10 protein-coding genes, 1 tRNA gene and 1 pseudogene are annotated in these 13,581 nt (G+C 75.8%); 8 read left to right on the top strand and 4 right to left on the bottom strand.

All coding sequences use genetic code 11. The features are described from left to right. Positions 1-635: pseudogene (locus AB0M67_RS41050) on the bottom strand (hypothetical protein); the annotation flags it as partial. Positions 636-934: 299 nt separating this feature from the next. On the opposite strand from AB0M67_RS41050, the gene AB0M67_RS41045 reads away from it, so the two are divergent. Continuing rightward, on the top strand, positions 935-1,726 hold the full coding sequence (locus tag AB0M67_RS41045; protein WP_365753262.1) for a hypothetical protein: 792 nt from the start codon (positions 935-937) through the stop codon (positions 1,724-1,726). 629 nt (positions 1,727-2,355) lie between these two features. Here AB0M67_RS41045 and AB0M67_RS41040 read toward each other — a convergent pair. Continuing rightward, a complete protein-coding gene (locus AB0M67_RS41040; protein WP_365753260.1) occupies positions 2,356-2,937 on the bottom strand; it encodes a hypothetical protein in 582 nt (193 codons plus the stop codon). 929 nt (positions 2,938-3,866) lie between these two features. Between AB0M67_RS41040 and AB0M67_RS41035 the strand changes: the two genes are divergently transcribed. After that, positions 3,867-4,220, top strand: coding sequence for a hypothetical protein (locus tag AB0M67_RS41035; RefSeq protein ID WP_365753258.1), 354 nt, complete (start codon positions 3,867-3,869; stop codon positions 4,218-4,220). On the opposite strand, the gene AB0M67_RS41030 is transcribed toward AB0M67_RS41035, so the two are convergent. Next, positions 4,217-4,381, bottom strand: a complete 165-nt coding sequence (locus AB0M67_RS41030; protein WP_365753257.1) for a hypothetical protein — start codon at positions 4,379-4,381, stop codon at positions 4,217-4,219. The genes AB0M67_RS41035 and AB0M67_RS41030 overlap by 4 nt on opposite strands. Here AB0M67_RS41030 and AB0M67_RS41025 point away from each other — a divergent pair. Then, positions 4,380-4,817, top strand: a complete 438-nt coding sequence (locus tag AB0M67_RS41025) for a hypothetical protein (protein WP_365753255.1) — start codon at positions 4,380-4,382, stop codon at positions 4,815-4,817. The genes AB0M67_RS41030 and AB0M67_RS41025 overlap by 2 nt on opposite strands. A gap of 370 nt (positions 4,818-5,187) precedes the next feature. On the opposite strand, the gene AB0M67_RS41020 is transcribed toward AB0M67_RS41025, so the two are convergent. Next, positions 5,188-5,625 (bottom strand): hypothetical protein, encoded by a 438-nt coding sequence (locus AB0M67_RS41020; protein WP_365753253.1) that lies wholly within the window; start codon positions 5,623-5,625, stop codon positions 5,188-5,190. 633 nt (positions 5,626-6,258) lie between these two features. Between AB0M67_RS41020 and AB0M67_RS41015 the strand changes: the two genes are divergently transcribed. From AB0M67_RS41015 to AB0M67_RS40995, 5 genes are all read left to right on the top strand, one after another. Continuing rightward, positions 6,259-7,227, top strand: coding sequence for a transcriptional regulator (locus AB0M67_RS41015; RefSeq protein ID WP_365753251.1), 969 nt, complete (start codon positions 6,259-6,261; stop codon positions 7,225-7,227). A 156-nt stretch (positions 7,228-7,383) separates the two neighbouring features. Further along, a complete protein-coding gene (locus tag AB0M67_RS41010) occupies positions 7,384-11,031 on the top strand; it encodes a hypothetical protein (protein ID WP_365753249.1) in 3,648 nt (1,215 codons plus the stop codon). A gap of 677 nt (positions 11,032-11,708) precedes the next feature. Then, a complete protein-coding gene (locus AB0M67_RS41005; protein ID WP_365753248.1) occupies positions 11,709-12,074 on the top strand; it encodes a hypothetical protein in 366 nt (121 codons plus the stop codon). Between the two features lie 338 nt (positions 12,075-12,412). Further along, positions 12,413-12,895, top strand: coding sequence for a hypothetical protein (locus AB0M67_RS41000; protein ID WP_365753247.1), 483 nt, complete (start codon positions 12,413-12,415; stop codon positions 12,893-12,895). 317 nt (positions 12,896-13,212) lie between these two features. Further along, positions 13,213-13,289, top strand: a tRNA-Ala gene (locus AB0M67_RS40995). Positions 13,290-13,581: the final 292 nt, after the last annotated feature.

Here is a 13,581-nt window from a genome sequence, read left to right as displayed (position 1 = left end):
GCCCCGCCGGCCGTGCCGTGCCGCTGCGCCGTCCCGTCCCGCCGCCGGCCGCTGCTGTGCGACCCCTGCGCACCGGCCGCTGTCTCGCTGCCCGCGTCGCCGCCGTCGCGCCCCGCTGTCCGCGCGCCGTGCCGCCTTGCCGTCGCTGTCCGGCGTTCGCGTGTGTCCAGAACCGTCCAGCACTGTCCGCGCCCGTCCACCGCGCCGCCGTCGCGCCGCGCCGTCGCCCCGCGCCGCCGTCGCGCCCGCCCGTCGCGCCGCCGTCGCGCCGTGCCGTCCGGCCCGCCGTCCGCTGCCGTGCCGCCGTCCGCCCCGGCCCGCGTCCCGCCGCGTCCCGGCCCGCGTCCCGCCGCGTCCCGCCGCGTCCCGGCCCGCGTCCCGCCGCGTCCCGCCCCGTCCAGAACCGTCCAGAACCGTCCTGTGCCGCGCCGCCGCGCCGCCGCGCCGTCCGCCGCGCCCGTCCGCCGCGCCCGTCCGCCGCGTCCGCCGGCCGCCGCCGGCCGCCGCCGTCCGTCGCCGCCGCGCCCGTCGTACCGCGTCCGCCGTCGCCGCGCGCTGTCCGCCTCCGCGCCGTCGCCGCGCTGCCGTCTGGTCGTGGGCTGTGGGCGTGGTGTTACAGCGTGCTGTTGCAGCACGCCTGCATGGTGTGCGGGTGTGGCACGCCTGCGTGGCGTGCGGGTATGGCGTGCGGGTGTGTCGTGCGGGTGTGTCGTGCGGGTGTGGCACGACCGCGTGGCGTGTCTGGTGGGCGTGTGGGTGTGGCGTGCTGTTCGGGCGTGTGGGTGTTGGGGTGGTCGGTTTCGGTCGGTTGTGGGCGGGTGGCGTGGTTCGCTGACCTGGGTGGGGTGCGGGCGTTACGGTCCCGGGCATGACGGATTCGAGGAAGCCGCGGTTGTTGCCGACGGGGGACTGTTTTTGCGGGTGTGGTGAGGAGGTGGGGATCGGCCGTTGGTGGGTGCAGGGGCATGACATCACGGCGGCGGCGGCGTTGCGGGTGGTGGAGGGCAGGAGTCTGCCGGAGCGGTTGGTGGCGGCCGGGTACGGGCCGGAGCGCTCGGTGGTGGCTCAGGCGGTGAGCGGTGCGGGCTGGGTGCGGTGCGGGGGCTGCGCGTACGCGGGGGCGCCGGCGAGGCTGGCCGCTCATGTGCGCGGCGGGGGGTGCGAGGGCGCCGGCCGGGCGGAGCCCGAGCCGGCGGAAGGTGAGGATGCGTCCGCCGTCGGGGAGCTGCCCGCGAAGGACGCGCCCGTCGGGGAGCTGCCTGTCGGGGAGTTGGCCGCGAAGGACGCTGCCGGGCCCGTACGGCGGCGCGGGGGCCGGGGTGGCCGTGCGGGCGGTGAGGACACTGGGCCGGTTCGGGTCGAGGCCGGGCCCGCGCAGGGGCTGCTGCTCCCGGGCCCGGGTGACGAGATGTGGAAGAAGGTGCCGCTGCATCTGCGCGGGATCCTGGTGATGCCCGCGCACCGGCTGGTGACGCCGGAGCAGGCGGTGCTGCGGGAGACGAAGAACCGTGAGGTGAAGTTCGCGCTGCGGGCGGCCGGCAACAGGCGGATGACGGGCAGGCACTGGCACGCGCTGCTGGCCGCGCCGAGGGAGTCTTTCGGCAGCGCGCGCAGTGAGCGGGCGGACCGGGTCTTCGAGGCCCTTCAGCAGGTGGTGGCCGAGTATGTCGCACCGGCTGTCGAGAAGGCGCCGGAGGGAGCCGTGGTGGAGACGTCGGCGGGATGAGCCGCCGGGGCCGGGCCTGGCGCCCGTTCGCCGGCGCAGTTGGGCGGAGCCTCGGCCGAAGGTGCCGAGCCTCGCCGCCGGGGTCGGCCGGTCAGCCGGTGCTGCTGCTGTGCTCGCGGGTCGGCTTCGTCTCGGGCGCTGGAGCCGAACCGGTCCGGCCGCCGCGCTGTACGGGGAAGTCCCGGCGGCGGCAGGTGAGTTGGTGGTGCCGCCCGGCCGGGTGCAGCGTGCGTCCTTGAGCTGGCCGAACTCGCGGACCCGGGGGAGAAGGAGGAGCGGGAGCCGGTCGGCTGGACGGAACCGCGCGCCGAGGCGCTGCTGGCCGACTAGCAGACCGGCGCGTGGCCTGCTGCCCCGTTCTTACCGTTCAGCTCGTCCGCCAGACCGGGCTCTGATCTGCCCTGCGCCGTCTACGAGACGTAGCCGCCGGGCGGGGTCCGTGGCGCCGTCACCTGCCCCCGCGCCCCGGGGCGTTGCCGGTGTACGCGCTCGACCCGCGCCTGACCCGCACCTCTTCGGATCCGGGCTGACGATCTACGCCGCGTGCCGGGCCACCGGCCCTGGCCGTGCCGCCGGGCGCCGCCCCACCCGTTCGCGGGGCGGACATGCGTCGCGACGGCGGCCGGGGCTTACGCTGTCGCGTCCCGCTGCGCCCTTTTGTCCCGGAGCCACTTGCGCGGGCTGATCCCAGCCGGGCGCTCGCTCTCCCACCGGACCTCGTCCGCGGCCTTCTCCGCCTGGACGCCCGCGTGCTCGGTGGCCAGGCGGGCGTACGCGAGGGATTTGGCCACGGTCGACAGGACGGCGGCGGCGAACCGCGGGTCGTGCCGGTCGGCGACCGCCACGGCGAACGCGTCGGGGAACGCCATCTCCGCCCGGGAGTTGATCATCTCCCACTCGACGTGTCCGATGCCGTCCACCGCGACCGTCTGGTGGACGAGGAGGGTGGCGTGGGCGCGGACCTCCCGGTACAGGACGGGGCTGTCCGGGTTGTCGCGGTCGAGGTGGTCCTCGTGGCCGACGATCACCTGCACCTCGTAGCCGGCCCACGCGAAGCGGGCGGTGCGCTGCGGGGTGAGCCGCACCTCGGCGAGGGACGCCCCGAACTTCGACGGGTCGGTCTGCCGCAGGCCGGGGTATGCCGCAGCGAGCGCGGCCACGGTCTGGTCGAGGGGACCGGACGGAATGGGCAGGGTGGTGTCTTCGGGCACGGTTCGGGCCTTCCTGCTGCGAGGGGACGGGGTATGCGTCCAGGCCGCACGGTGGACGGTGCGGTTCACCTGGTGACGCCACCCCCGCGCACGCGGGGCAGAAGGCCGGGACTGCCCGGCTGTCACCAGAATGACAGGTGAACTCCCCGTAGGGCGGCCCTCCCCCGCTTCCGCCGGACTGCACGCGCCTTCGGGACGGTGCGCCCAACGCGGCCGCGCGATGGCCGGCGGGGAACGCGGTGCCGTACGGAGCCTTGTCTCAGCGGCCCAGCCAGTGCCGCTCGATGGCCGGGGCGCCTTCCTTCCGCCGCAGCAGGGCGCCGACGCCCGGACCGGCGGGGATGCCGGCGCGGGAAGCGGCGGGCGTCCGGCCCGCAGGGCGTCACCCGGCGGTCCGGCTTCCGTCGTCGCATCCGTACCGCGGGCCCGTCCCGCCGGCCGCCTCGCCCGGCCCCGCTCGATCGCTGCGCCGCCGGCCGCCCTGGCCGATGCCGTCCCCGCCTCCCCCGGGGCGACGTCGCCGGTAGGCAGCCGCGCGCCCGCCCGGCGCAGGTGGGGCGCCGTGCCCGGCTCCCGCCGGGTCTGCGCGGTCTGTTCGTCCGCGGCTGCGCCTGATCCGCAGTCTTGCCCGGAGAGCCGTGGGCCCCAGCTGGTGCGTCGGCCGTTCACCGGCGGCCGGGTACACCGCGGCCCGCCGCCGTACGCCCTGGGCTGTTCTCACCGCCGAGCTCGGTGGAGACGCGGGCGGGATGAGCCGGCCGACCTGGTGGTGTGCCCGAAGGGATGTGCCGGTGCGCTGCGGCATCCGCGGCATCCCGGGCGTGGTGGACGCGGGATTGCGCTGTGGCATCCTCGATCTGCGCCCGGGCGAGGACCGCTCGCTGCCGTACCTACCCTGCCTGTTACGACCGCGAATCGGGAGACCCCGCATGGGACGCTGCGTCATCAAGGCCGCACGCGACGCCGACCTTTACCTGGAGTGGTCTTCGGTCGTCGACGCGTGTACCAGGATCGGCACCCGCGCCGAGTTGCGTGCGGGGGGTCACAGCGAGGAGGCGTTGGAGCGCGCCGACCGGACCGGTACCTCTGACCGTGTCGCGCGGCTCGGGCACTGGGACGACGAGCCTCTGGGCGTGGGAACCACCGAGCACCGGCAGCAGGAGGGCGTCCTGCTGCTCGACCGCACCGACCTTGCCGCATTCGCCCGGTTTCTGGCCGCTGGCGACTCCCAGGCGGCCGAGGCCCTGTTGAAGCCCGATCCCGAACCGCGTTCCGAGACCTAGTACGTCCAGCCGGCCGTCGGGAAGGGGGTGCCCTCGCTGGCGGCCGGGCTGCTGTCGGCGGGGGAGCGGAGGCACGCCGGGCCTGTACGGCCCTGTTCGTCCGCCGCTGCTCCCGGCGACGGACCCCGCGCCCCGGCCGGGTCCGGGAGAATGCCCACCATGCCTCTCCACTACGAAGTCGTCGAGCCGTTGACGGTCCCGGTCAACGAGTTCAATGAGAACCACATCGCTGTCCTCCTCGTGGTCGGAAACCGGTACGGCGGACAGTGGAAGATCGACGTGCTGTCCCAGCGGGAGCGCTCGGGCGAAGCTGCCGCGCTGGGCACCATCGAGGCATTCCACGACCATCAGCGCGTCAACCTCACTGACAGCCCTCGGTATCCTCAGCTCGGCCTCGACACCGCTCTCATCTGGCTCCTCACCGAGGCCAAGGAGAAGGGCTGGCGCCTCCTCATCTGGGAGGATGTGAGTGACCAGGTCCCCGAGGATGCACGGAAGTTCACGATCGGCGCCCGGGTCGCCTTCGGCGGTGACCAGTTCGTGCCGGCTCCCGCAGTCGTGTACGCCGACGAGGCCCTCGGCACCATCAAGAGCTGAGTCAGCAGCCCAGCCACAGCGCCTCGCGTTGCCTTGAGCGCAACTCGGTGACCTCCCGGTGGAGTTGCACTCGCCTGCCGGCGCCATCGCCGGGGGCGCCGGCTGTTCGCGGTCGGCGTGTACGACCGTCCCTGACCAGATGCTGCCGCTGCTCCTGGACGGCGCGTACCGTCCGGGGTCTGCTCGTTCGGCTCGGGCGCCGCGCGCCGCCCGGGCGTTTCGGTGGTGCTGGCCGCTGTGGTGCGGGCAGGCGCGGTTCCACTGCGCCGTGCGGCCGGGCCGGGCTCCTCGTGGAGGTGGCGGATCGCCCGCTGGACTGGGGAGCCGGTTCGGTGCAGCGGATCTACTGCGCACGGCGCGGACCGTACGCTTACCGTCCGGTGGTCTCCGTCTGGGGGAGGGCGGGGCAGTAGTGACGGATCAGCCGCTCGGCCGCGGCCTCCACTGGGTGGGCTTCGTTCCCGGCGTACGTGACCGACGAGCCGGCCACGGTGTTGAGATAGATGTCCACCGGGGCGTGCTGATCGTCCGGGACGATGGCCACCAGCACCGGATGGGTGGGCGGTTTCGTGTAGTCGGGTACCGGCCCCCAGTCCCGGAGCGGCTGTCCCTCGTGGTCCAGGAGGTACAGCCCGGTTCCCCAGGGTGTCTGCGTCACCGCCACCCGGGTGTGGAGCCCCTGGGTCAGAAGCGAGGCCAGCACCGCCGTGCGGCTGTCCACGCCGACCGCGGCCGTCTCCCGCTGCCGCGCGCCGGGGCGCCGCCACAGCTCGGCCTTCGCGAAACGCCGTCCCCACCGCCACCGCATGTGTACCAAGCGCCTCGTCACGCTCTCCGCCTCCGCCGTCAGCCGGTCCGCCTCATCCTGCCCAGAATTCTGAACCCCCGTCTGCCGCCCGTCCGTTCCACTGCTCGGCCCTGCTGCTCGCCGCCGCCCGTTCCACCCGGCCGGGGCGTCCGCTGCCCGCGGCCGTCCGTAACCGCCCGGCGTCCGCGCCGCAACGCGTCCTGTGCCGGGGGATGTTGAGCCCCGGTGCCGTCCACCGGTGAGGCGGCGCGGACTGCCAGGTGCCCGGCCGGACTCCGGCTGGGTGTTGCGGCGTCCGCAACACTGCTGCGCCGTACGCCGTGCTGCTCGCCGGTTCCGGTACGCGGGCCCGCGCCGCCGCCACGGGTCCGTGCTGCTGCTGGATCCGCCGGCGACGTTGTCCTGGCGCCCGTGGCCCCGTTCGGTGCCGGTGCGCCTGACCGCGTGTTCCGGCCACCGTCCGCCGTCTGCCGGCCGGGGTGTTGCGGGGGAGTGGCAACACCGCGCGTCCTCCGGGCCGGGGGCGCGCGGCGGTGTGGGTGTGCGCCCTGTTCCGGTGCCCGCCGGGCTCGTAGCGTCGTGGGCCACAACCTCCGGAGGCTCGGCGGCCGGCGGCGGAGAGGGCGGTGGCGGGTGGAGCGCAGGGCGGTACTGGGTGCGGGGCTCGGCGTGGGGGCGGCGCTGTGGGCGGGCGGGACGAGACCGGCTTGGGCCGCCGGGCGGCGCCGGCCGCTCGGAGGGGATCTCGCTGCCGCGCGGCGGCTGTTCACCGTCGGCGAGTACGACCGCCTGCACCAGGTGTTCCCGGTGCTGCTGGCCGGCGCGGACGAGGAGGCGGTGGCCGGGCCGGTGGGAGCCGGCCGCGCGGCCGGTGTGTGGGTTCTTGCCTCCCAGCTGGCGGTCAAGCAGGGCGCTATCGGAGTGGCGGGCGACTTCGCGGACCGGGCCGGCGCCGCGGCGCGTCGTTCGGGCGATCCGGTGGTGCTGGGTGCCGCGGCGCGGGCGGCCGCGACTCCGCTGCGCCGTACGGGCCGTGCCGATCAGGCCCTGCGGCTGCTGCGTGAGGCGCACGTCCGGCTGGCCGACGGCCCGCGGCCGTCCGCCGCGGCCCTGGACACGGCCGGCATGGTGGCCCTGACCGTCTCCTACACCGCCGCCCAGGCCCGCCGGCCCTCCGCCGCACGGGAGTTCGCCGCTCTGGCCGAGGAGACCGCGCTGCGCCTGGACTGTCACCGCGGCCGTGCCCCGGCCGGCGGGGAGTTGTCGCTGGCGCAGTGCGTTCTGTACCGGATCGGGGTCCACCGCGAGCTCGGCGACGTCGACCAGGCGCTCCGGTGCGCCGCCGCGCTGGACCCGGCCGCGCTGGTGACGCCGGAGCGCCGGGCCCGCGCGGCCACCGACACCGCCCGCGCGCTGCTCGCCGCCGGTGATGTGCCGGCCGTGTTCGCCCAGCTGCGCCTCGTCGAGCTTGCCGCGCCGCTGGAGGCTCGCCGCCCTGCGGTACGTGCGCTGACGGCCGAGGTCGCCGCCCGCCGGCCGGACCTGCCCGGCGTCGCCCTCTTCATCCGCCGTACCGCCGTGGCGTCAAGGCGCTCCACCTGACGGATCCTGCTGTGCCGGCAACCTCACGGAGCCGCCGCTGCTCCCCGCCGGCCCGCCGTCGTGACCGTCCTACGTCCGCCGGGCTGATCGCGGTGTTCCGTGGTGGGTGCCGGCGAACGGGGCCGGGGCCGGGGCGTGCGCTCTACGGTGGTCCGGGTGAACGATGAGATGCCGCCTGCCGGCGAGGACGTGCTGCCCGCGGTCGACGAGGTGCTCGCCGATGCTCTGCTGGCCCAAGGTGGGGTAGGGGAGCGGGCGTTGGGGCTGTTGCGGGACGCGCACCGGGTCCTGTCCGGGGCCGGGGGGCTGGAGCGGCCCGGCGAGATCGCTGAGGCGTGTGTCCGCAGCGCGGCCGAGGCGCTGCTGAAGCTGCCGGGCGCGCCGCAGGAGAAGGACCTGGTGGGTGTGCGATCCGCGACGAGGGCCCTGCTGGAAGCGGTGGAGGCGTGCCCGGCCCCGCCGGTGTCCGCCCCGGCCGCCTCCGGGCCGGCTTCGGCTTCCCCGGCCCCGGCCGTCTTCGCGTCCGCTCCGCGAACCTCGGCCCCGGACCCTGCTGGGGCCGAGGCGGGAGCCGGGGATGCTGCTGCGGGGGCGGCTGTGGCGGGGTGGCTGCGGGTCCGTGAGGCGGCTGTGGCGTTGCGCGGTGAGGTGCGGCGCCCGGGAGGATCCCATCGCCGCCGGGCCCGCGGGATCGCCGAGCGGGGCATGGCCCAGCGGCGGACGGGCCCGCCGCTGGGCGCCATCCAGGACAAGGCCCTCGATGTGTGGCCGGAGCTGTACAGCCTGGCGTCGGGCACTCTGCACGGAGCCGGCGCCGACCCGGGCCGGCCCGCCCGCCTCTACACCGGCCTCCTGGCCGCCGCCCGGGAGCTGCTGGTGCCGCTTCCCGCCCGCGCCGCCCGCGTCCTGGAGCTCACGGCCCATCAGCGGCCGGGCCGGGCCGAGGCGCTGGAGATCGCACGGTGGTCCGATGCCCGTGCGACCGCGCACTTCTTCAGCTCACAACCCGCCCCGGTGTGGCTCGGGGTGCTGGCCGAGCACGCCCCGCACCTGCTGGACGCCGACCCGGGCGCCGGCGGGCGCTGGCCGGCGGCGCCGTTCCTCACCCACGTCGCCCGGATGGACCCGGCCGCCGCCCGGGCCTGGATGAGCGCCCACGCCGAACCGGTCGCCGCGGCCGGGCGGCTCGCGGTGAACGCCGTGCTGGCCCTGGCCTGCCGCTCCGGCGCCGTCGTCCCCGCCGCCCAGGTCCGCGCCGTCTTCCAGCAGGCCGTCCCGGACGGCTGGGCCCCGCACGGCCCCGGTGACGGCTGGACGGCGCGCTGGACCGCCGCCTGGGCCCGCCAGGCGCCTTCCTCCCAGCGCGACGGCGACTGGATCGCCGTGGTCGAGCAGCTCCTGGCCGCCGCGGTCGACGCCGAGCACACCGACCGCCGCCGGCGCCAGTCTGCGGACGGGCACGGACCCGCCGGCAGGGCGCCGGCCTCCGGGGTGAGTGCCTTCGACGTGCTCAACGACCTCCGGGCCCAGGGGGAGGACCTGGTGGGCAGGCCGGTGGGCGACCTGAGCGTGGAGGCGCCGCGCCTGCTGCGCGCGCTGGTGGCCGCCGCCCACGGACCCGGACCGCATCCCCGGATCCGGATGATCCGCGCGGTGGCGGCCGGTCTGCTGCGCCGCGACCTTCAGGCGGCCGCCCCGGCCGCCCGGCACCTCGCCTTCGCCGGCGACCTCGACCAGGTCGCCGCCGACGACTTGGCCACGTTCGGCGGGCCCCGCCTGGCGCGCACCGTCCTCGACCTCGCCGCGGCCGACGCGGACGCCGGCGTCCCCCTGGCCGGGCGCACCGCCCAGTGGAAGAAGTTCGCGGCCGCCGACCCCCGGCTCCACGCCCGGCTCCTCGCCGCACACCTGACCGCCCACCGGCCCCCCGTACCGGATGAGCAGTGGTGGACGCGGGCCCTGGACCTGGTGCCGCTCGTGCTGGCCGACCGGCCCGCCCCGGAGACGGCCCGCTTCGCCGAAGCCCTCTGGGACGCCGCCGGCCCCGAGGAGACGGCCGAGCTGGACCGGGCGGCTGGGGCGGCCCTGGGCGCCGCACCGGCCGCCCGGCACGTGGACGAGCTGCTGCCCGCCGGCGGCGCCGCGGTGGACGGAGCCCGGGAACCGCTCACGTCCTGGCTCCGGGCGTGGGACTGGTCACCGGTGCTGCCGGCGCGGGTGCTGGCCGGCTGGGAGCCGCTGCTCGCCGCGGTGCGCCGCCGCCGGCCCGCCGGTCCGCCCGACCCCCGTACCGCCGGCGCGGAGCCGGCCGGGACCGTCACGGCCGCGGCATGGGAGGACCTGGCCGTCCTGGCCGCCGAGCGCTCCCCGTCCGACGCCGCGGCCGCCCTCGCCACCGCCGCGGCCGGCACGCAGGCCGGGGCCGACGCGTACGCCATGGTGCTGCACCGCCTCGTCGACGCCGATCCGGCCCGGTGGACGGCCGACGTCGGCGAAGTCCTCGACGTGCTGGACCTGCCGGTCCTGCGCGCCGGCTACCTCGCCGCCGCCGCGGCGGCCGCGGCCCGGCCCGGCGCGTTCCCCGCCGGCACCCTGCCGCGGGCCTGCGCCGCCGCCCTCGCGCTGCGCCGCACCCTCGCCCCACAGCACCCGGCGCCCGCCGACCGGGACCGTACGGCGGAACTCCTCGCCGACCAGGCGGTGTTCGACCTCCTCACGCACGCCTGGCGCACCGGCGCCGACCTCGCCGTCGTCCTGCCCGACGCCCTCGCGCACCTGCGTGCCCTCGCCGCCGGGCTCACCCGCCCCGGTGCCGCGCCGACTGCCGCCGAAGCCGAAGGAGATGGAGAGGCGCGGGAGAGCTCACCCGCCGGCGCGGCACCGCCCGGCCCCTTCGGCCCGGGCCCCGCCGCGCGTGCGCTGGGCTGCCTGCTCGACTACGCCGCCCACCACGCCCGCACGGACGGGCAGATGCCCCGCGACATCCTCGGACTCCTCGCCGGAGCCCTGAGCACCCGCACCGACCACAAGGCCGTCTCCCTCGTCGTCGGCGTCCGCCTGCCCGACCTGTACCGTCACGCCCCCGACTTCACCGTCGCCCACCGTGCGGACCTGCTCGTCCTGCCCACGGCCGGCCGGCCGTCACCTGCCGGATCCTGGCTGGAGTGGGGCCGCGCCGACCCCCGGCTCCTCGCCGCGCTAGGCCGCGCCGGGCTCTTGGCCGCCCTGCGCGCCCGGCTGCGCGGCGCGAGCGAGCACCTGGCGCACGCGCTCGTCACCGACCCCGGCTTCCTCGGCGACCCGGCCACCGCCTGGGCCTTGATCGCCGGCGGCCCCGGCGGCGCCGCGGCGGCCTCCCGTCTTCTGGAGGACCTGGCCCTGCTCCCCGCGCGCCGCCCGGGCGCGGTCTTCGACACCGAAGTCGCCCTGTGGCGCGCCGCGCTCGCCGCCGGCCTCCCGCCCGGAGCGCTGGCCGGCGCCGGCCGCTTCGCCCGTTCCGACCTCGCCGACGACGTGTGGCTGCCGCTGGCCCGCGCCAGCGCCGAGCACACACCCACCCCCGTCGACGCCTCGGGCGTCGCCGAACGAGCCGCCGCGCACCCCGGCATCCCCGACGCCCTGCACCTGGTCGCCCAACTGGTCGGCCACCCCCAGCATCCGTGGGAGGACGAGGACGTACTCCAGTGCGCCCACGCTCTGCTGCACGCCGCCGCACCGGGCGCCGCAGGCGGACACCGCGACGCCGTCGAGGAACTGCGCCGGGCGCTCGTCGAAGCCGGCGAGGTCGACGCCGCCCGCACCTGAACCGGCCGCTGTCCGGGGCCCCGTAGCTGCTGAAGGAGCCGCGCGCCCACCTGACGGCCGGCTCACGGCCGCCGAGCAGGAGGCGTCGGCGGGCACGGCGCGCTCACCCGGTGGCCACCGCCCCACAGTCCAGATTCAGGCCCCGTGGCCGTTGCGCGCGGCCGCCCCCGAGGGCGCTGCGCCCGGCCCAGCCGCCGTCGGCGTCCCGTCCCGCGGGTGAACTGGCCGCGGCCCCCGCGCCGCGCCTGAATCCGCCCCATCCGTGCCGCATCCCGTCCGTCGCGCGCTCCCTGCGGGGCCGATGCTGGACCCGGCCTCCACGGGAAGCCCGGCCGCCCACGCGCCGCCCGGCTGGCTTCTCCGCTTCGGTGCGCCCACTATCCACTGCCGGTCCGAAGCGCGTCGGCGCCCTGCCGCGTCCGCCGTCCGGCCGCGCGTCCCACGCCTGCCGGCCGTCGCCTTGTCCGGCCGGACTCCGGCCGTTCGGTGGGGTGTTGCGGTGCCCGGCGCCGTACGCCAAGCCGGGTTGCTCACTCACCCCTTTGCGACAAGTAAGATTGGACGTCAGGGGCGGTTGTGGGGTATTCTTTTGAATGCCGGAAGGGGATGATCGGCCGGCGAACGCCGGTCCGCGTCGACCGTCGGGCGATGTCACCACCACATCCAGGAGGCCCTGCATGGAACTGCGTCAGCTCAGCGCACCTGCCGATCCGGGCTTCCGACTCGACCTCGACGGCAGCGCCCGCTTCTTCCACGAGGGCTACACCGTCACGGTCCAGGTACGCCGGGCCACGTCCGAGGACGCCCTGTCCTACTACCAGCCGCAGGAGAACGACCCCCACGACGTCGTCATGACCGCCGCCGTGGCGCTGGAAGGCACCGACGTGGGGGTGGCCTGCGCCGTCGCGGACGAGCGCCACGCCCACAGCATGAGGGAGGCCCTGGAGGAGGTCCTGCGCGGCGTCGTCGAGGATGTCCGCCGCACCGTCGCTCTCCTGGGCGCCCGTGTGGAGCAGATCGACCGCGAGCACCGCTCGCAGTAGCCGAAGAGGAGTGATCCACTTGACCGACCGGTTACGCAACCCGATCTGCCAGTGGTGCGGGCAACCTGCTTTGGGTGTTCCCACACGGTGGGATGACCAGCCACAGTGCGGCGATCCGTTCGCCTGCGCCGCCAAATGCACCAAGGCGGCAAGTCCCCTGCCCTCGGCCGACGTTCAGTCGGGCCGCGCCGAGTAGTCGATGCTGCGCGGCCACGAGGGTTCCGGCCTGGGACCGACGCCCCGGAGACGGCGCAGACCCCCGCCCGGTCCTGGCCCGGCCGGTGATTCACCCCGTACCGCTGATCACGTCCCCCTGCCACACGGAGTTCTGGAGACCGATGATGTCCCGCTGGATGCCGTCCCGTCAGTCGCCGCCACCTGCCGCCGCGGTCCAAGGTCCGCCCGCACCCTCGGGCCCGAACGGCTTCTGGCTGGTCGACCCGTCCTTCCGAGACCGTCTCGCCAGCGCGACCCTGGCCCTGCTCGACCTGGTCGGGGATGCCCTGAACGACGACATCCCGCTCGCTGAGGCCCTCGATGACGCTCACGATCACGTTGAGTACATGCTGGGCGTCCCCAGCCTCTACGGCGTTCTCGTGCAAGCCGAAGCCGCCGCGCAGATCGTCCAGGCCGCGGGCCTGGAAGCCGGGTCCCCTTTCGGCCTGGCGATTGCCCAGGGCCTTGCCGGTATCGGACAGCTTCCCTTCGATCAGCAGCAGCAGTTCGTCCGCGCCGCGTCCCGCCGCTACGCGATCACTGCACCCTCCCGTTCGGCGGCCAGTGCGCCGCCTGCGTCGTCGCACCCGGGGACCGCGTGCTGACCGCATGGGCCGACGAGCGCAGGCCCGCCCTGCTGGCGCTTCCGTCCGCCGGCGCTGCGCCCACCTCGTCTGCCGCAGCTCACCGCGGCCGTGCCCCCGCTGCGGGCAGTGGCTGTCGCTGCGCCCTGGAACGTGCCCCGGAAGGCGCGGTGTTCACCGCCGTGGACGCGAACCGCGAGACGCGGAGTCCACCACCCCTGATGACAATTAAGATTTGACGTAAGGCGCGGTTGTGGGGTATTCTTTTGAATGTCGGAAGGGGGCGATCGACCCCCTCCTTCGTCAGACGGCGCGGAGCGGCCGATTCGCTCCGTCTGGCAGGTCCGTAGCTCAGTTCGGTAGAGCGTCCCCCACGCCGGGGGAAGGTCAGGGGTTCAAATCCCCTCGGATCGCGATGCGTTGGTGTGCGCCCCTCCAGAGGCGACGTCCCCGTTGAGAGGGCGCGCTCCAACGCAGCAGAACGAACCCGCCTGGTTGATCCCCGGTGCGGGTTGAAGGAGGGAAAGCGCGCCCTCTGGGACTCGTGGTGTCAGCAGCACGCCCCCGTGTGGGGGAAGAAGCGGGAGCAGAACCCGCAGAGTTCACGACGTGTCAGCGGGAAGGTGATGCCTCCCCCCTGGCGGATCCGGTCCGCTGGCACGCGTCGCCGAAGGCTCCTGGGGAGGAGCCGACGGCGGCCCCGCCCC

This window comes from Streptomyces sp. NPDC051662, from assembly GCF_040681655.1.
Taxonomy (GTDB): domain Bacteria; phylum Actinomycetota; class Actinomycetes; order Streptomycetales; family Streptomycetaceae; genus Streptomyces.
The sequence above is the reverse complement of the archived record's forward strand: the minus strand, read 5'-3'. Positions and strand labels throughout refer to the sequence as shown.

Coding starts and splice junctions, on each gene's coding strand:
- AB0M67_RS41005 (WP_365753248.1), top strand. CDS start 11,709: ATGGAACTGCGTCAGCTCAGCGCACCTGCCGATCCGGGCTTCCGACTC.
- AB0M67_RS41020 (WP_365753253.1), bottom strand. CDS start 5,625: ATGCGGTGGCGGTGGGGACGGCGTTTCGCGAAGGCCGAGCTGTGGCGG.
- AB0M67_RS41025 (WP_365753255.1), top strand. CDS start 4,380: ATGCCTCTCCACTACGAAGTCGTCGAGCCGTTGACGGTCCCGGTCAAC.
- AB0M67_RS41035 (WP_365753258.1), top strand. CDS start 3,867: ATGGGACGCTGCGTCATCAAGGCCGCACGCGACGCCGACCTTTACCTG.
- AB0M67_RS41000 (WP_365753247.1), top strand. CDS start 12,413: ATGATGTCCCGCTGGATGCCGTCCCGTCAGTCGCCGCCACCTGCCGCC.
- AB0M67_RS41030 (WP_365753257.1), bottom strand. CDS start 4,381: ATGGTGGGCATTCTCCCGGACCCGGCCGGGGCGCGGGGTCCGTCGCCG.